This window comes from Pseudoalteromonas sp. T1lg23B, assembly GCF_002964665.1.
Lineage (GTDB): Bacteria > Pseudomonadota > Gammaproteobacteria > Enterobacterales > Alteromonadaceae > Pseudoalteromonas.
This window is the reverse complement of record NZ_PQBZ01000002.1, coordinates 308,780-327,696: the sequence shown is the minus strand read 5'-3', so window position 1 is coordinate 327,696 and position 18,917 is coordinate 308,780. Positions and strand designations below refer to the sequence as shown.

The window sequence follows — 18,917 nt, the reverse complement described above, 5'->3', positions numbered from 1 at the left end:
CAAAATCACAATCACAACGCCGTTTGCCGCAGAAAGTTTAGAATTTAACGATGCAAGGTTTTGCCTTACTTCATTCTGATATACCATCGCTAACATCATAGCGGTGAGGTTTATTGATGATTGAAATTAGCGATTTAATCTACACATGGCAAAACCATGCCCACCCCACATTGCAAATTAAGCACTTGCAAATCGATGCTGGGGAGAAATTGTTCTTACATGGTCCAAGTGGTAGTGGCAAGTCAACTTTGCTCGGTTTGCTGGCTGGTATTACACCTATACAGCAAGGTTCAGTCACCATACTGGGCCAGTCTTTGGCCAAGCTCTCTGGGGCCAAGCGAGACCGCTTTCGTGCCGACCATATAGGTACTATTTTTCAAAACTTTAATTTGCTGCCTTATTTGAGTCCTATAGAAAATGTGACATTAGGATGCGAGTTTTCCCCTAGGCGAACAAAGAAAGTCCGTGACGAACGAAGCCAAGTAGTGGCACAAGCGCACCACCTGCTAAGCGCCTTGGGACTGGATGATAGCTTATTATCACGTAGCGTATCCCAGCTCAGTATCGGTCAACAACAGCGTGTTGCTGCGGCGCGTGCTTTTATCGGCCAACCAGAGGTCATTATTGCCGATGAACCCACTTCTGCGCTTGATGCCGATACAAGGGAGGCGTTTATTACCACCTTATTTGAACAAGCAGAAAAGTATCAAGCCACCATTATTTTTGTAAGTCACGACAATAGTTTATCTCACCTTTTTGATCGCAAAATCAGCTTAGTGAGTATTAATGAGGCCGGCCTATGACCTTGCTCAAACTTGCCCTCAAGAGCTGCTTGAATCGCCGAGCCAGTATACTCTTAACATTGTTTACCATCGCAATTAGCGTGATGCTGCTGTTGAGCATTGAGCGCGTAAGAATGGATGCTAAAAACAGCTTTAGCAATACCATATCTGGCACAGATCTGATCGTGGGTGCCCGTACTGGCGACATTCAATTACTACTCTCTAGCGTATTTCGCATCGGTCATAGCAATAACGCAGTCAGTTGGCAAAGCTACCAAGATATTAAAGGACGCAAAGGCGTCGCTTGGAGTATTCCTATGAGTTTAGGAGACAGTCACAAAGGTTACGCGGTGCTGGGCACCGATAGCAGCTATTTTGAGCATTACCGCTACGCCAAAAAACAAGCTCTGCAATTTAAATCTGGACGTGCGTTTCATAATGGTAAGGAAGTGGTACTAGGCAGTCAGGTCGCTAAAAAGCTTGGCTATCAGCTGGGTGAAAATATCGTGATATCACACGGTATGGGGAACACAAGTTTTCATCATCATGATGATAATCCCATGACCATTGTGGGTATTTTAGCCCCCACTGGTACACCCGTAGATAAGACCGTACACATACCTTTGATTGCCATCGATGCTATTCATGCCAACAATAGCAAGCCTCGCGCAATTTCTCGCAACCACAGCACACAACATAAGCATGACTCACATGCAGCTCAAGATCACTCATCAATCCATCAACACGAGCACTCTCATGGCCTGCCGAATGGCTTGCCGAATGGCTCGCTTGATAGCGAACCATCGGATTTGATCGGCAGCCCCAAACAAATTACCGCCTTTTTAATGGGCTTTGATTCACCACTTTACACACTGCAAATACGTCGTAATATCAATCAATATAAAGCTGAACCCTTGCTTGCGATAATGCCCACCGTCACGCTAAAAGAGCTGTGGGACATGCTAGGTATTGTTGAGAAGATACTGTTATTGTTTTCAATGGTTGTAGTCATTATCAGTTTGCTTGGCATGTTAACAACTCTATTGGCTACGGTGAATCAAAGACGAAGAGAATTGGCTATCCTGCGCTCTGTTGGAGCCAGACCTTGGCATATTTTCAGTCTGTTAAGCTTTGAAGCCGTCATTATCACGCTGCTAGGCTGTCTATCAGGTACTTTGTTATTTTACGCTGGACTACTTACAGTAACGCCTATGCTGCAAAGTCAATTTGGGATCAGTCTAAGCATGACACCTTTGTCACCCTATGAACTCACCTTGTTAGGCGTTATCATGCTCAGTGGTACACTAATGGGCCTATTTCCTGCCGCGCGCGCCTACTATTATTCGTTGGCCGATGGTATGAGCATTAAAATTTAAGAGAGTACGTATATGCGATTTATTTCCCTGTTATTCATCAGTATGTTAAGCGTCAGCGCACATGCTAACCCTCCTAAAGAGATTTTCTGGGAAGACTTAATACCTAAAGGTCATGTGCAAGTGAATAATCAGGACGCTGCCAGTCACGATGGCAATGACCAAAACTGGGTTCAACCAAACCTAGATGCACCCGTGGTAAAAAGTTTGGATGGCCAATCCGTCAGTTTGCCTGGCTTTGTGGTACCGCTAGAAGGAGACAGTCAGATGATCAGTGAGTTTCTACTGGTTCCCTATTTTGGCGCCTGTATCCATGTTCCACCTCCACCACCAAACCAAATTGTGCATGTGAAAATAAAGGGCGGTGTGCCCATCGAAAGCTTATATGATGCTATTACGGTCACAGGAGTCATCAAAGTCGAAACATGGCAAGGTGAACTCGCACAGACAGGTTACACTATGCAGGCTGTTGGTGTTGCGCCTTTTGAACTGTGATTGTGCTTTCACTAAGATAAGAAAGTTATTTTCAATTAAGCAGTGTGCTACCACCTACAAAACAGACCAGTACTATATCGACATCTGCGGTACAAAGCGGTTATAATATGTACTAAAGCTAAGCCGTATGTGTAGAACACATACTAAACAGACCAGCAAATTTGCGTGTTGTGTACTAGTGATGCAATACTCAGAGAGTACATCCTCCATGTATCTCTAAGTAGGGCCGCAATCGCGGCCTTACTTGTATTTAACTCTCTCCCCGCCCAGGGTAATAGATCACCGCTGGCTCAGAGTAGTTCGGCACATGGTCATAACTAAAGACTGCGTAATATTTAGCAATATCAGCGTTACCAAAGTTATCCAATGTATACTGATCCTGCCCACCATAAAGTTTAACACCATCAAATGGCGAGCGCGGTGGATGAAATCGGTTACGGACCACAAAACTACCAACTAAATCTGAGCTATCTGTATTTAACCACGTTAACTTGACCACCCCATTTTCCACTTGAGTTTGCAGGTGAGTGGGCGCTGGCAGTGCCTCTATCCGACGCTCAATATATTCCACATGTAACTGCGCGGGCTGTGTATCCCGACAGTCATGCCAATTAACTAACGCATTACGTGCTTGGGATTCAGCCGTTGCACGAATAATGAAATACAGTGGCGTTTGTGCTTTATGTAAACGAGCAAGCTCTTTTAGGCTATAGCTATCAAAGATGAAATTATGAGCCGTGCGCTCTTTTAGCTGCTCATTACTCACCTCATAACCAATGTACTCAATCTTTTGTCTTTGCTTAACATGTTTAAAGTTCACATCTTTTAGCTCAACCAGCTCCACAGTAAAGCGCACATCTTTGGCCGAAGTAAGACTATTGGTGCTGTACAACGTCAAACAAGCTCCGGTAAACACGGTGCGTTGCGGATCAAAACATTCATTGAGTTCAAACGCTAATTGTCCATATACAATCTCACCATCCGCATCAAAACCTGATGAGAGTTTGTCTGCTAACACCTTGTCTTTATATATCGTATTACAGCTACTTGCATAAACCGTCGATGATAACTCAGGTAACTGATAAATAAGCTCAAGATTAGGACGATAATGTAGGCCACTACCAAATGAACCATAACCAATATCAAATTGCATCACTTGCGAATCATTCCCCAAGGGAAGAGTTTGTGGCCCTTGAATGCGCAGTAATAAGGTATGCTGACCAAGCAAAGATTCTAACAATGTGCGCTCTACCCCATTGAGCGCCCAACGCAGCCATATCCCTTGAGTCATTTTATCTGATTCTATGGTTTGCCCTAAGGTATGAAGTGGTTTGGCATCATAAATTTTCGCAAAATCATAAATATCATCAATTAAACTGGCATCCAATATTGAAATTGACCACTCTCCATATTTTTCAATTTTAGCGGCCACCCGGTTCATCGGGTACAAAAAAAACTGTGCTGTTTCAATATGTGAGCCCTCGGGAATCGTACTCAAATCAAACGCAATCACACCAATACTGATGCCTCGGCTTTTATCGACACCAATAAACATTGAGTTGTAACCGAAGTGTTCTTTGTTTTTACTCAAATAGTTTTGCGATAAATACCCTACTTGCTCTTTGGCTGGGAACAAAGTACGTCCACATTGATTGTCGGCCAAGGTGGTTTTTAAACGCAACTCAGGACTAAATGGCGATTTTATTTTAGTAACTTTATCTACCGCTCGAATGTTATAAAAATAGAAGTGACCACTTTTAAGTTGAGAATCCAAAAATGATAACGATTTGGTAATCGCAACCAAATTTTCTTCGGTACACGGGGCCTTATTGTGCTCACTGCGGTACACCTCAAAGTAGATATCGTCACGCTCCTGATATTCCCACTCCAACTCCACATTGTCATGCCCAACATGCTTAATGGTAAATTCAGCCACGCGGGCGGGCGCTAAAGGAGAGTAATTAATTGCTTCACTGAGCGCATAGGCAACAGCAGGAATATTTTCCGCCACACTCTGCGCCATATTTTTCATATAATCTGGAATGTTACGCGTACCAACTTCAACCACGGTCGCGATGATCCCTTTACGGTAGTAATATTCTCGACCACTTCCTTGGATCAGCTGAGCCGGAGGCTTCCCCCGATGGATACCGTACTGACGGCCTGTTACTTTTCTGATCTCATTGTTCATATTGGCACACAATACATTGAGATCGGTGCCCTCTATTTCTACTTCATGGTTAAATTTATGAGCAGGAAAAAACACATTACCTTGTGAGTGATAATCCAAAGCAATACGAATATTGTCATGACTTTCTACGAAGTCTCTAATGGCCGAAGTTTCTGGTTCTGAAAACGCGTGAGGTCCGCCATAAGTATTTGATTGCGTATTCTGATTGCGCATAAATTTGGCATCAAAGTTACGATTCAAATCCACACCAAAGGTGCCATCACCATTATTGCGACGGTTTTTACGCCAAAATGAAAAGTGATTGCGCGAATATTCAAACCCATCAGGGTTTAAGCACGGCACCATATACAGGGTATTGCGTGTCAAAGCTGTTTGTAATTTTGGGTTAAAACGATAGTTATCAATTACATACTGAATAAATTTAATCGCTAATTCATTGCCAATCCATTCTCTTGCATGAATGGAACCGGTGTAAAGTAAAGCGGGTTTATCATCCGCATAAGTGACATCCAGTGACACAGTCACCAACATGATAGGTCGTCCTTCCCACGTTTCACCGATACTTTGTAGACGGATCAGGTGGGGATGTTCACTCATACTTTGTTGTAAAAAATCAATGGTATCTTGATACGATGCGTACTGGATTTTCATAATATTTCCATACAACTAACGACATTTTATTGTTTCAAAATCGCCATGCCACACAGATGGCATGGCTAAGAAACAACCATACATACAGTGACTCTAGTGACACGACTTTGCGACTTGCTGCCAATGGGTCAGTATCTTTTCAAGCTTTTTATCTTTGAGATTTTTCACTGCACACAATTGCTCAGGCGCTGTGTTAAGTACCTCAACCACACCATGGGCACCAAATGTATTCATGATTTCATCAATCATCTTTTCCCCAATACCTTTCACTTGGGATAAGATTTCGCGAATTTGTGCATCATCGAACTGCATACTGGGATAACTATTGAGCTGTGTTGTTTCATCGCTGCTAGGCATACTATTTAATCCTTTTGCGCTCACAACAATACCTTGTAACTTGAAGTTGTCTTGGAAATTCCATATCTCACTAGGCCACTCTTCCTGAGCACTATATTTGGTGTCTAAAATTGGATAGTTTTCATCATCCATACGAGAAAACAGCTCGCCGCAGTCTTGGCTTGGGGTATAGCGAGAAAAACCGATATGACGCATAGTGCGTAGTAAGCGCGAGTCAATCTTTCCTAACTCCTCCCAGTTATAAAGTGGAATATTTGGCTTGATAAAACGACCATCACTGAGCAACCACATTAAATACTGACCAATCCAATCACGAATATATGGAAACGCAGCGAATGCGGTAGCACATTCTAAAATACGTAACTTACCATCCTTACCAAGCGCAATATCACATGCCCAGTATTCAGCATTAGCCGCCTTAGAAGCTCGGGTCGCCAGCTCTAACACACTTTTTGGTACATCCTGATAATCCATGCTGCCACCTTGGCTGGTATTGGTTAGCCACTCTCCTTCTGGTGGTCGACGCCAAAATGCACAGACCGGCTTATGCCCCACCAGCATCACACGTATATCGGCTTCCATTGGAATGAAATCTTGTACATACACTGGGTAATAGCGCTTTTCATTAAGTAGTGCCTGAGCTTGCTCATAGTTATCGACTTTATGTACAAAGTAACCACCATAATTTGATGGTCCATATGAGCGTTTTATAATCTTAGGGTACTGCGTACTAGCAAGATATTTCTTTGCCTTTTCAGGAATATAGAAAATCTCTGTATGGGGAGCTGGAAGATTATATTTACGGCAAAAATGCGTAACGTTTTCTTTAGACTTATTGGCGAACTGGCTATCAAGAGAGGGTAAAAATCTCACATTGGGCAATGAGCGGGCAATATCTCGAAATGTTTCATACGCTGTTGCCGGAATATTACCAATTAGCACATCTATTTTTTTTTGTTTCACTTCAGCGATAAAACGCGCTTTATCATTGCCCCAATGATAGGTCACTTGCTCGATTTTATCTGGCCAACCTTTAAAGTTAGATTTGTCGAAAAAGCGCAGCACATAATCTAAATAGAGAAGTCCTATTTTGGGTAAAGAGTTTTTAGTCGTCATCGTCTTACGCCACCTTGATTGAGTGAAGAGCGCGCTTTTGCTGAACTGTTCGTTCTATCAGTTCCACCATCGCATCAAGTTTATTCTGGTTAAAATTGATGCCTAACTGCTCTTGTTCTGGCGTCGCAAAGGCTGGAATGGTGTTCACCTCTAACACCACATATCGTTCATGTTCTCGGTCATAAATTAAGTCCACACCGGCTATTTCCAGCCCCAATGCCTGTGTCGCTTTAATCGCCAAAGCAACCACTTCATCATTTGGTTCACGAACAAATACCGAGCCACCGCTGGTAATATTAGTTTTCCAATCGTCTTTTGGTGCTTTGCGTCCGTAACAACCAACACACTTACCGTCCACAATATCAACGCGATAGTCGGTATTGTCGTAGTCAATAAAGCGCTCAACGTAGAAATAGCGCAAGTCTGTACGACTTAAAAAGGGCAACAACATATCAAGGGCATGTTCACCATCTATTTTCACGATTCCGACACCACCCCAACCATCTGTTGGCTTATAAACCAACTTGCCACCAAAATCACGGATTGCGGCTTTGAGTCCGGCAATATCATTTTTATGACATAAGCGGTAATCGGCTGTCGCAATGCCATGACCATTTAGTAAATGAGAGGTACGAAACTTATCTTCCGCTAATGCAAAGGAGGCAAAGTTGTTAAGTGTCGGAATAGACTGACTAAGCGCTTGATATAAATACAGCTGATATTGCGTTTGTTGACCCGCGTTGTAACTCAAAAACACATCTAGGTGTTCCATCACAATACCGTTACATAATATTTGTCCGCCTTGCGCACGAGCGTCTCGCAGGTTTAGCCCTGTGCTTGACTGAATGCCACGCTCAGCAAGTGCGTGAACGAGCCTTTGTTCAATGGCTTTACCGCCACCATTTTCGTACATCCAAATGCCGACATGAGGTGCTGTCACTGTGTTCTCCTTGATCCTTTGATTGGGGGGTGCAATTGCATACCCTGCTATTGTAAAAGGATCTGTGTGACACATTTTTGACCAAATCAACTGGACAAAATTTGTTCATAAAAGCTTCACCGAAATGCAACTGAGCACGGCCACGATGAGCGCCAATGCAACCAAGGAAAGCCGTGATGACAACATTAAATTTCGACGAACTAGCAAGTCTCATTACATGCAACTCACACAGCAAGAATAAAAAGGGCGTGGATCAACACGGTGAACAAATGATCGAGCTGTTAGCACCATTAGGATTTTCTCTAACACGCTATCAACGTGAAACGATAGGCGACCACTTATTGTTTCACACTCCCAAACAAGCGGGTAAAAAGGTGCTTTTACTGGGCCATTTAGATACCGTGTTCCCAGAGCACACTTTTACGGACTTCACCCAAGATGAACAATGGGTATACGGTCCTGGAGTATGTGATATGAAGGGCGGCAATTTCGTCGCATTGAACGCCTTGCGTGCGTTACGTTCGCAATTTGGGCCATTGCACAATGTCGATTTTTTGCTGGTCAGTGATGAAGAAATCGGCAGTGATGACAGCAAACATTTAACTGCTGAATTGGCCAAACACTATGATGCTTGCCTCGTTTTTGAAGCCGCAGGCGAAAACCATGAAGTGGTAACAGGTCGCAAGGGCATAGCCACATTTGAGATAGATATCACAGGTAAAGCGGCTCATGCGGGCAACCATTATAGCGATGGTGTGGACGCCAACTTTGCTTTGGCAAACATGCTGCTAGAGATGACCAGCCTAACCAACTTAAAACGAGGCAGTACCGTCAATGTGGGTAAAATCCTAGGAGGGATTGGTGCCAACACCATTTCGCCACATTCAAGCATGGTAGTTGAGGCACGCTTTTCTTCACTTGATGAGCAACAACGTTTACTAGAAGGGATCGAGAACATCTGCTTGGCTATCGAAGTAACGGGGGTAGACATCACCATCAGAGGCGGTCTGCAACGTGGCGTGATGGCACCCAGTACAGCACAAAAAGTATTGTTGGATGAAATCAATCAAATTTTAGGTACTCCCTTACTCACTGAACAGCGCGGCGGAGTATCAGACGCTAATATTGTATCCTCTGTCGGAGTCCCAACACTCGATGGCTTTGGTCCATTTGGCGATGGTGATCACACCCGTCATGAACGGGCGTTAAAATCGAGTTTCGAATTACGGATTAAGCAAGTCAGCAAAATTCTAGCCACGTGGTGCTTTAACCACAGTACGCATGCATCACAACAAATAATCGACGAAGAATTAGCGCAATAGCTAATCACTTTTGACACTGAGCGCAGTACACCGTGCTGCGCTGTCCTAAGCGAATTTCTTGCAATAAGCTTTGACACTGAACACAGGGTTTTCCTTTACGGCCATAAACCAATAGTTGCTGCGCAAAATAACCCGGCTTGCCATCACTTTGAGCGAAGTCTTTCAAGGTGGTGCCACCCTGAGTGATTGCCGCGCTCAGCGTCTGTTTGATAATGGGTGCTAAGGCCTGATAGCGCTGTAACGAAACTTTGCCCGCCGCTTTTTTAGGATGTATGCCTGCTTTAAACAAAGATTCATTGGCATAAATGTTACCCACTCCCACAACCACATGATTATCCATAATAAACTGTTTCACTGGGATTTTTTTATTTCGAGAACGTTCGAATAGCCACTGCGCATTAAACGCATCGGTTAATGGTTCGGGGCCTAGTTTTGCAAACAAGGCATGACTGTGTTGTGGCTCCTGCCATAAACATGCACCAAATCGGCGAGCATCATTGAGCCTAAGCGCTTTACCATTGCCAAAATGTATTTCTACGTGGTCATGCTTTTTTAGTGCCTCACTGTGTGGCACGATGCGCAAATGTCCAGACATGCCAAGATGCAAAATCACACTGCCCACATCGGTGTCCAATAACAGATACTTGGCTCGCCTACGTACCGCACGTATAACCTGTCCCTCAATACTACGTACTTCATCTGGCACGGGCCAACGTAGACTCGCGTTATGGATCAAAACATGCGTGACAGTTTGTTGTTCAATATGAGGTTGAATCCCTAATTTGCTGACTTCAACTTCTGGTAGTTCTGGCATGGTTTACTCTTTAAAAAAATTAATTACTACTTAAGGCGAGCGGTGCAAATAACTGGTTAGCTTGTTCAAAAGATAACTGCAACCAATGCTGCTGCTGTTTATCAAACAAGTAATATTGACCATCCGCTAGGTATAGCTGATAACTGAGTGGCAACTCCTGTGATGCGAGCCAAAATTGGGCAACACTGAGTGCTTGCTCTTGATTTAACGACACCTGCGCAACATCCAATTGCGCAGTTTGCCACAGAGCAACCAATGCCTGCAATTGTTCAGGCTGCGCCTGCCAAGGTCCATCAATACGCCAAGAAGTACCAATTCGCTCAATTTTATATCCAGGAAACGCCAATGTGAGCACAAAGCTTTGTTCTGGAAGCAATCGCTGAGGACCTTGAAGCTCTGTCTGAGGGTTCAGCTTGTGGTGCAAGCCGTTAAGAAAAAAGATCATCAACAGCATCGAAATAATCACCACATTATTCCACGCTTTAGTGCCTAACCTCATGTGTTCTCCGGATCACTACATTGTTAACCATACCTTGTGATACGGTCAGAGTATTTACAACCATCCCGAGATAATAAAGGTTATTGGCCTGTAAGGCTATGCCCCCTGACCGTGATCATTAGCTTATGGCTCTTCCTGTTGGACGATATTTATCACCGCCGCTTCAACCGGTTGCTGTTTGCTAAATTTAACAATACTGATAACTAAGCATAAGAAACTAGAGAAAATAATTCCTAGCATCACAAGCCAAGCACTTTGCACACTAAAGAAGTCAATAATAAAACCAACACCTGCCGTTGCACTGACCACCAACAATAAGCCCATCAACTCAAAGCTACCACTGACCCGCCCTATTTTATCTTTTGGCGTGTATTCCATCATAAATGCCATCCGCTCTACCCTAATCAAAGAGTGGCTAGCGGAAAACAACATCAAACTCATGTAAGTGGCCCAAATGGTGGGGATCAATACAATCGCCACATTAGCCGCCATATAAATCACAAAGCCAAAAATAATAATAAATTCTTTGCTCACCTCAGTCTTATGAAAAACAGATGAAATCGCAGGACCAAGTAACGCGCCTAACCCAAACACGGCACCAATAATCGCGTAAGTTTCCCCCCCTTCAGCCAATACTTGCTCAACATGTGCAGGGTGTAGCGCATTTTGCGCTAGGATCATCACATAAATTACGATCGAAAATATCATGAGAAAAAAGAAGTATTGATGATGCTTGAAGAACATCACACTCTCTTTAAACGCTTCGATTCTCGATTGCTTTGCAATCACGACCTTGCCGCTCTCCTCTGAATCCGACACCTTAAGTTTCAACAACAATAACAATCCCATGAGATAGGTGAACGCATCAGCAATAAGCATCACCTGCATTGACAGCTCACTGATAAACCAAGCCGTTATCCCTCCTGATACTAATGTAATGCCTTGTCGCACCACCTCCAAATGACGACTGACTTGGCGCATTTCCCCCTCAGGGGCAAGAGATTGGGCAATGGCCAAACGTGCCATCTGATCACTCATACGCACCAATACCGACATAATGGTACTGGCCATAATGACATACAGCAGTTCTGCACCAACAAACAGCAGTGCTGCTAATAACAACTGAAGAGCCGCGGCGATGACATAAATACTGCCAAGCAGGGTGCGCTTTACAAACTTATCTAGCCAAATAGAGACCTGAGGCAAAGCAATAAAACACACAAAGTATGAAGCTGCGGTTAAACCACCGATCAATGCAGAGCTACCGTAGGTTTTTAGAATGATCCAATTTACTAATACCAATAACATGCCCGACCCAAACCGCTGAAGAAGGTCGCCCCATACAGGTAAGCCAGATTCTTGTTCATTATTTACCTACCTAAACAAAATTGATTGAGTATTTGCGCCAGTACTTGCGGTTGTTCCAAAGGCACCATATGACCACAGTCTTCCAACAGCAGAAGCTCTGCGTCAGGTAATAACTTGGCCATTGCTTGTAAATCTTCGCACGCGACTTTTTGATCCTGCTGCGCGCCAATTATTAATACCTTACACTGTAATTTTGCGAGTAAACCGCTTAAATCTTGTCGTGATGAAGTTGCTTGAATTTGCTTGAGTAACGTTGCGCCGCCTAGCGTTTTATCCATATCTTTAATCACACTAAGCAACGCATTATCTTGCCATCTATGTGGGCTAATGAACTCTCTCATTCGTGCGTTCGACATGCCGTTATAAGTATGTGTTTGCAGAAAATCTTGCATACCTTTACGGGCTTGCTTCTCACCTTCACTTAAACCCAGTGCGCTGCTGGCTATCAAAACCAGAGAATGTACATTGTTGGGATGTTCAAGCGCATATTGTAAAGCCAGATAACCGCCCATAGAAAAGCCCAGCAAATGCCCACCGAAGGCAAGTGCCTGATCAATTTCTGCCAACATTTGCTTACGAGTGGTACAGCTTTCTATTGCCACATGATTGGGCTGTATCAGATCATTTAGTCTTGGTATTAAGCGCTCCCACAGGCGGTGATTACACTGCGTGCCTGGAACCATAGTTAGTTTTAAGTTGCTCGAACCGCTCATTTTACATCCATGGTAAAGTGATATAACTGAATGACCTGACCGGCCAAACGCACTGAGTTGTGTGGCGCTTCAGGCGTGCTCAGTGCAACACGCACCGTACCGTCTCGGTCAAAATTAAACCCCTGCTGCGCATGAATTTCCTCTGGCATTGATTGTCCGTGGGACTGGCATAAATGTGTTAATACACAGCTAAATGCTATCACTGAATTACCATTAACGGGGTCTTCATTGATGCCCATAAGCGGCGAGAACATGCGCCCTTTGAGATGTTGTTTGTGGTTGGGTTGCCATGAAAAAGCAAACAGTGCGGTTAGATTTTGTTGTTGTTGAACCTCATGTAGTTTCTGCCAATCTGGCGACAATTGGAGTAATTGCGCCTCATCAAGATGTAACAACAATCTTGAGGCTGCTCCTGCGAAGTGCGTTAAATACGCGCCACGAATTGCCTGCGAATTCACCCTAAGGCTATCAAGCACATCTTGAGCGCAGTCGGTTAGTACCTCACATTGCGGCTGCTGCGCAAAAAAGGCGTAGTATGGCCCCTGTTCATCCTCTTCCTGATAGCACCGGATCAAGCCATTATTCGTTGTTAATTCAACCCAAGTAGGGGTTTGATTGTAGCCGCATGTAAATGCCACCGATGCAGCCGCAAGCGTCCCGTGTGCACAACTATTGACTTCTTTTAGTGGCGTAAAATAGCGTAATGACACTTGTTCTTCTGACATCACCATAAACATGGTTTCTGGCGTATTGAACTCTCTGGCCAGCAATTGCATGGTCAACTCATGCAGTGGTTCTGGGCAACACACAACCGTAGCCTGATTACCACGATACGGTTGAGCGCAAAATACGTTACAGTGGAAAACCTGTAGCTCTGAGTGACAGCTTGAAGACACCAAATATTCCTTTTGAATGGCTAAAGTTTGATTACCGGTTTACCTATCACTACTTGCTCTGCACCACGAATAATTACTTCCCTATCAGCGTGCAGTTCACCGGTGACTAAAATGTTATCATTCCCCGTATCGCTTTGCACTTGCACGGGTACTTTCTTGGCCTGATCATGCTCATCAACTTGATAGATAAAGTATTGATTTTTATTTGATAGCAACGCGTCCTTTGGCACCTGCCACACGATATCCTCGTAGTGAGTCGTAAAAATGACATTTAAAGGCATCGCTATCGCTGGCAATGAGTGCTGTGAAGTCACCCGTACCTCTGCCAATCTAGAGTGTTCATCGCCTGCCTGCACGACCGACTTCACTTGCCCTTCAACCTGCCCCGTTTGAAGTTCAATCGTCACGGTCGTGTTACCGTTGACTAGTTCAGCAGACTTAGCCACTGGAATTTTGGCACGGACTTCTTTGTTGTAAATATCCACAAAAGTCAGCAATGCCTCGCCTGCTTCGACAAAGGCACCTTTCACTTTTTTTCGAGTCACCACCTGACCGTCAAAAGGAGCCAACACTAAACTACGTTGCACATTTAATTGATAAAGCTGCTTGTCTACTTCAGCTTTTTTCACTTGCTGGGTAAGCAGTGCAAGACGTTGTTTAACATCATCCAACTCCTGCTCGGACAGACCATTTTCTTTGTGCAAACGCGTTTTACGTTCCACTTCACGCTTGGCAAAATCACGCTGCAAAGCCAGCTCCTCTAGATATTCAACATGACTGGCATATTGCAATTCATACAGACGTCCATCAAGGCGAGCAATCGGCTGGCCCTGCTTAACCATTGCTCCAACTTGTGCCACCCACTCCAATTTCCCTTCAACTTCCATCGCAATATCAACTTCTTGCAAAGTGACAACCTCAGCAATGGAATGGAATGAACGTGCAATTTTTTGCGAAGCTATCGTACTGGTCTTGACTGGTTGCTGAGCATTGACCACGGACACACACAGCAACGTTGTGATAAATAATAACTTACGCATATTGAGCTACCTCTGCAGATGCGCTGCGTTTAGCCCCCGCATAGGGTTTAAACAACAACAATAAACATGGAATTAAAATAAATGAAAACAACAAACTAAAACTCATTCCACCAACGACGACAGCACTAAGACCGCGGTAAATTTCAGACCCAACACCAGGGTTAAGCAACAACGGTAACATGCCGAAAATACTGGTCAGTGTACTGATTAAAATAGGACGCTTTCGTTGTGCTATGGCTTGATAGACTGCGTCTTTGACTTGCATCCCCTCATCCACAACGTGATCTCGATACGCACATAACAGTAAAATGGCATTATTCACCACCAAACCGCCTAAAATAATAAAGCCAATTATGGTCAGCAGATCTAATGTTTGTTTAGTGAAGAGGTTGAGAACGTTAAGCAGCAGCACCCCGCCAATAGCGCCCAAAGGTAAAGTTAATGTCACCATCAAACTCGCCTTTATGGAGCGTAAGATCACCGCCACAATCATAAACAGCAGCACAATCGCCAGTAACATTAGCAGTAATAAATTATTCACTGATTGATGTAGCTTGTTGGCTGTTTGCCCCATCAAGATTGCACTATCAGAAGGTAATTCAGCTAACATACGCATACGTAATTGTTCGACTTGCGTCACCGCTTCACCCAAGGTCAGTTCATCGGGTGGGATCACAGTCAAAGAAACTGCGCGCCGACGGTCAACACGCTGTAATTTAAGCAACGAGCTGGATTCTTCTATCTGTGCAATATCCGAGAAGTAATGCTGTGTACCACCATAACCAAGCAACGGAGTTTGCGCCAATTTGCTAGGACTATCCGTGCCACTGGTTTTGAGGATTTTATTGATACGCGTTTGGCCGTCAAAATGCTCACCAATGTAGTAGCCATCTCCCAACATCTGTACCACGCTTTGAAATTCCGCATACTGCCAGCCTAGCTCGCTAAGCCTTTCATTATTAACCTGAATAGTTAATTCAGGCTTAAATGCACTTAGGGAAGGAGAAGTACGAATAACCGCGCCAGGCATCGCCTCTTCAAGCATAGCTTTTACTTTACTAATGCCCGCCGCAGAGTGTTCGATGTGTTCACTTTGAATATGAAACGTGAAACTTCTATTGCCACCAAACTTCCCTGTAATTGAGCCTTGTGTGGTAAACGCTTTCGTATCGGGGAAACCTTTCATTACTTCGTTGCTTATCAAAGCTTTAAGTTCATTTATTTGCGTTTGATCCTGCGCTCGCGTCCCCATTGACATAATGCCTGGGGACACGGCTATGTAATAGTTTTTAACTTTGGGCTCTGCGTTGCCACTAAGATACGGTTCGAGCCTGTTCGCCATTGGCATCACGATTTCCTGTTCAATCAAATCTAAATGCGCACTGGCAGGAAAGCGGATGAATGAATCTATAGAATCTTTTTTGAGTGGTGGTAAATAATCCAATGGCGGCAACATTGTCAATACAACAATAATCGGGCTTGCCAGTAGTATCATGATCCAACTGAGCTGTTGCTTGCGACTGTGTGTTATTTTTTTCAACCAGTGTAGCGACTGCGCTTGCTGTTGAGCATCAACCATATCCTGACTAGGTTTTGCCACGGTGCGACATAGCAAGAGTATTAATGACACAGAAATAAGTCAAAATGAGGAATTTTTATAAAAAACATCGCGGAATAATTTATTACAAACATATGACAGTGAATTAATCACCCGCAGATAATTCTAATATTCACATTAAAACAAGCGCAATTTATACATTTTTATAACATAAAACCTGTTATTTATAGCAGGCCATCAAGTATGCGACTTTTTAGCTGTTTAATTGCTCATATTCTTTGCTAAAATGACAGCCAAAATTTAAGGAGCACCGTCTAATGACAATGTACGTAGTGGGTCATAAAATCCCAGATTCAGATTCTATTTGTGGTGCAATTGCACTGGCATATTTAAAAAACAAAATTGGTGAAGCAGCTATCCCAACACGTTTGGGCGAAGTATCACCTGAAACCCAGTTTATTCTTGACCGTTTTGGGTTTGAAGCGCCTGAACTTAAAATGAGCTACGCGGGTGAAAACGTGTACATCGTTGACCACACAGAAAAAACACAAGCACCTGATGATATTGATCAGGCCACCGTTGTAGGCGTGGTTGATCACCATAAGTTAGGTGACTTAACAACCTCTACGCCACTTGAGTGTTGGATCCGCCCAGTAGGCTGTAGCAACACCATCATTAAAATGATGTATGACTTCTATGGCGTAGAAATTCCTAAAGATATTGCAGGCATCATGATGTGTGCAATCTTAAGTGATACAGTTATCTTCAAATCACCAACGTGCACCACAGCTGACATCAAGTGTGTTGAAGCGCTGGCTGAGATAGCAGGTGTTGAAGATTTCAAAGAACTGGGCATGGACATGTTCAAAGTAAAATCAGCAGTTGAAGGCACGCCAGCACGCGACCTTGTGATGCGTGATTTTAAAGATTTCAACATGAACGGTAAGCTTGTAGGTATTGGCCAGCTAGAAGTAATTGATTTATCTGTATTTGATGATATCAAAGCAGACTTAGAAGCTGATATCGCTAAGTTGAAAGAAGAAGGTGGCCGTCACTCAGTATTACTACTGCTCACTGACATTATGAAAGAAGGCTCACAAATGCTGATCGCATCAGACGACGAAGGTGTGATTGAAGCAGCCTACGGTGTGAAGCCTGAACAAAGCCGCGTTTGGCTTGACGGTGTATTGAGCCGCAAAAAACAAGTTGTACCACCACTACAAGATGCATTTGCTTAATCACTTAAGTAAGAACCCTTTAAAAAAACCGAAGCGCTTGCTTCGGTTTTTTGTTATCGTCAATCAATGAAAACATTATTTCTTGAGCCAGGGATCTTCGCTATTCGCACTCAGGTACTCGACACTGAGATGCACCATCATGCGTTAATGCAACTCACTTTGCCCGATCAACAAAGTACGTTAGTCGTTGCAAACCAACCCCCCGTAAATAACATGCTGAGTCTCCTTGAAGCGGATATTCCTCATCAGCTGACCCTACAACAAGGTTGGGTGATCCTCATTGAGCCAAGCAGCCAACTGGGATCACAGGCGAGGGAGTTACTCGCTGGTAATGACTTAATGACTTGGCCCCTTGAAGCGCACGACAATAATTCAGACAATCTCATCGACTTACTGGCACGCGTCAACCTCACTTATACGGCTAGCACAGCAACACATTTGGACCCACGCATTACCACATTGCTAAGTCGGCTCAACCTGTGCTTTAGTCAAGACTGCTTAAAACCTGAACATTGGCTTGCAAAAGATGTAGCGCAGTCACTCGCATTATCTGAGTCTCGCTTTTTGCACCTCTTTAAAGACAATATGCAACTACCATGGCGACCTTATTTACTGTGGCGACGACTCATGTGTGCAATTCAATCACTCAGTAGCGGCGACAGTGCAACGCACGCCGCTTATATTGCAGGCTTTGCCGACAGCGCCCATCTTAGTCGCACTTTTAAAAAGCAATTTGGCATCACTTTGCGACGTGCCTTGGCCTGTGTTGAAAAACCAGTTCCATAGCCAGTTTATTCAATTTTTTACCCATACAGACTGACATACTGCTCAAAAAGACCGAGGAGTATAAACATGCAAGAACTCTTAACACACACCCCTTTACTGGACTTTAATCATCCCGACATTCAAGCACTTATTGTATCTAGAGGCTGGTACTCGCTAGACAAACCCGTTGCGCTAAAGGCCATATATGATTTTGTTAAAGATGAGATACGGTTTGGCTACAGTGCTCGCGATAGTTTGTCGGCCAGTGAAGTATTACAGCAAGGTTATGGTCAATGTAATACTAAAGGCACCCTATTAATGGCGCTACTGCGTGCCGTCGGTATTCCCTGTCGCTTGCAAGGTTTTGTGATTAGCAATGACTTAAAGCAAGGCGTGATGCCCAATTGGATATTATTACTCGCCCCCAAAACCATCATTCATAGCTGGGTTGAAGTCTATATCAATGATCATTGGCTAGAACTGGAAGGATACATCATAGACAGCGCCTATTTAAAAGCTATTCAACAACGCTTTATAAATCATACGGGCCCGTTCAAAGGCTATGGTATAGCGACTCCTTGTCTACAAAAACCGGATAATGAATTTGTTGGCAACCATACTTACATCCAACGAGAGAGTATCATTAAATCTCTTGGATTATTCACAGTTCCCGACTCGTTTTATCACAGATTCAGTAACTTAACCGGCATAAAAAAATGGTTATATCAACATTGGCTGCGTCATATTATTAACCGAAGAATTAAAAAAATTAGAGCCAGCTTATGAACGAATAAAGCCG

16 protein-coding genes and 1 pseudogene are annotated in these 18,917 nt (G+C 43.8%); 7 read left to right on the top strand and 10 right to left on the bottom strand.

Going from position 1 to position 18,917, the window contains the following annotated elements; all coding sequences use genetic code 11:
- The first annotated feature begins 116 nt into the window (after positions 1-116).
- The 3 genes from C2M32_RS01810 to C2M32_RS01800 are packed head-to-tail and all read left to right on the top strand — an operon-like array spanning position 117 to position 2,650.
- Positions 117-803 (top strand): ABC transporter ATP-binding protein, encoded by a 687-nt coding sequence (locus C2M32_RS01810; protein WP_105166819.1) that lies wholly within the window; start codon positions 117-119, stop codon positions 801-803.
- Entirely contained in the window at positions 800-2,158 is a 1,359-nt protein-coding gene (locus C2M32_RS01805) for an ABC transporter permease (RefSeq protein ID WP_105166818.1), read from the top strand. The genes C2M32_RS01810 and C2M32_RS01805 overlap by 4 nt, the downstream gene beginning before the upstream one ends.
- Before the next feature lie 12 nt (positions 2,159-2,170).
- Complete coding sequence (locus tag C2M32_RS01800; RefSeq protein ID WP_105166817.1) at positions 2,171-2,650, top strand: DUF3299 domain-containing protein; 480 nt, start codon at positions 2,171-2,173, stop codon at positions 2,648-2,650.
- A gap of 250 nt (positions 2,651-2,900) precedes the next feature.
- Here the strand turns inward: C2M32_RS01800 and C2M32_RS01795 are convergent, their stop codons facing one another.
- The 3 genes from C2M32_RS01795 to C2M32_RS01785 form a co-directional block, all read right to left on the bottom strand.
- Positions 2,901-5,492 (bottom strand): M14 family zinc carboxypeptidase, encoded by a 2,592-nt coding sequence (locus C2M32_RS01795; RefSeq protein WP_105166816.1) that lies wholly within the window; start codon positions 5,490-5,492, stop codon positions 2,901-2,903.
- Positions 5,493-5,585: 93 nt separating this feature from the next.
- Entirely contained in the window at positions 5,586-6,965 is a 1,380-nt protein-coding gene (locus C2M32_RS01790; protein WP_105166815.1) for an ATP-grasp domain-containing protein, read from the bottom strand.
- Positions 6,966-6,969: 4 nt separating this feature from the next.
- Positions 6,970-7,905 (bottom strand): ATP-grasp domain-containing protein, encoded by a 936-nt coding sequence (locus tag C2M32_RS01785; protein ID WP_105166814.1) that lies wholly within the window; start codon positions 7,903-7,905, stop codon positions 6,970-6,972.
- Between the two features lie 176 nt (positions 7,906-8,081).
- Here C2M32_RS01785 and C2M32_RS01780 point away from each other — a divergent pair, with 176 nt between their 5' ends.
- Complete coding sequence (locus C2M32_RS01780; protein ID WP_105166813.1) at positions 8,082-9,227, top strand: M20 family metallopeptidase; 1,146 nt, start codon at positions 8,082-8,084, stop codon at positions 9,225-9,227.
- A gap of 4 nt (positions 9,228-9,231) precedes the next feature.
- Here the strand turns inward: C2M32_RS01780 and mutM are convergent, their stop codons facing one another.
- The 7 genes and pseudogenes from mutM to C2M32_RS01745 all read right to left on the bottom strand — a co-directional run bounded on the left by mutM (position 9,232) and on the right by C2M32_RS01745 (position 16,187).
- Entirely contained in the window at positions 9,232-10,041 is an 810-nt protein-coding gene (gene mutM, locus C2M32_RS01775) for a bifunctional DNA-formamidopyrimidine glycosylase/DNA-(apurinic or apyrimidinic site) lyase (protein ID WP_105166812.1), read from the bottom strand.
- Positions 10,042-10,060: 19 nt separating this feature from the next.
- Positions 10,061-10,540, bottom strand: a complete 480-nt coding sequence (locus tag C2M32_RS01770; protein WP_105166811.1) for a hypothetical protein — start codon at positions 10,538-10,540, stop codon at positions 10,061-10,063.
- Positions 10,541-10,663: 123 nt separating this feature from the next.
- Positions 10,664-11,857: pseudogene (locus tag C2M32_RS01765) on the bottom strand (MFS transporter); the annotation flags it as partial.
- A 53-nt stretch (positions 11,858-11,910) separates the two neighbouring features.
- A complete protein-coding gene (locus C2M32_RS01760) occupies positions 11,911-12,621 on the bottom strand; it encodes an alpha/beta fold hydrolase (RefSeq protein WP_105166809.1) in 711 nt (236 codons plus the stop codon).
- Complete coding sequence (locus C2M32_RS01755; RefSeq protein WP_158678076.1) at positions 12,618-13,517, bottom strand: PhzF family phenazine biosynthesis protein; 900 nt, start codon at positions 13,515-13,517, stop codon at positions 12,618-12,620. Before C2M32_RS01755 ends, C2M32_RS01760 begins: the two co-directional genes overlap by 4 nt.
- 20 nt (positions 13,518-13,537) lie before the next feature.
- Positions 13,538-14,557 carry an efflux RND transporter periplasmic adaptor subunit gene (locus tag C2M32_RS01750; protein ID WP_105166807.1) on the bottom strand — a complete coding sequence of 340 codons (1,020 nt, stop codon included), beginning with the start codon at positions 14,555-14,557 and terminating at the stop codon, positions 13,538-13,540.
- Entirely contained in the window at positions 14,550-16,187 is a 1,638-nt protein-coding gene (locus C2M32_RS01745) for an efflux RND transporter permease subunit (protein ID WP_158678075.1), read from the bottom strand. Before C2M32_RS01745 ends, C2M32_RS01750 begins: the two co-directional genes overlap by 8 nt.
- A 245-nt stretch (positions 16,188-16,432) precedes the next feature.
- On the opposite strand from C2M32_RS01745, the gene C2M32_RS01740 reads away from it, so the two are divergent.
- From C2M32_RS01740 to C2M32_RS01730, 3 genes are all read left to right on the top strand, one after another.
- Positions 16,433-17,353 carry a manganese-dependent inorganic pyrophosphatase gene (locus C2M32_RS01740; RefSeq protein ID WP_105166805.1) on the top strand — a complete coding sequence of 307 codons (921 nt, stop codon included), beginning with the start codon at positions 16,433-16,435 and terminating at the stop codon, positions 17,351-17,353.
- A gap of 66 nt (positions 17,354-17,419) precedes the next feature.
- The gene (locus C2M32_RS01735; protein ID WP_105166804.1) at positions 17,420-18,139 is read left to right on the top strand and encodes a helix-turn-helix domain-containing protein; all 720 of its coding nucleotides are present in this window, start codon (positions 17,420-17,422) and stop codon (positions 18,137-18,139) included.
- Between the two features lie 66 nt (positions 18,140-18,205).
- A complete protein-coding gene (locus C2M32_RS01730; RefSeq protein ID WP_105166803.1) occupies positions 18,206-18,904 on the top strand; it encodes a transglutaminase-like domain-containing protein in 699 nt (232 codons plus the stop codon).
- Positions 18,905-18,917 lie beyond the last annotated feature (13 nt).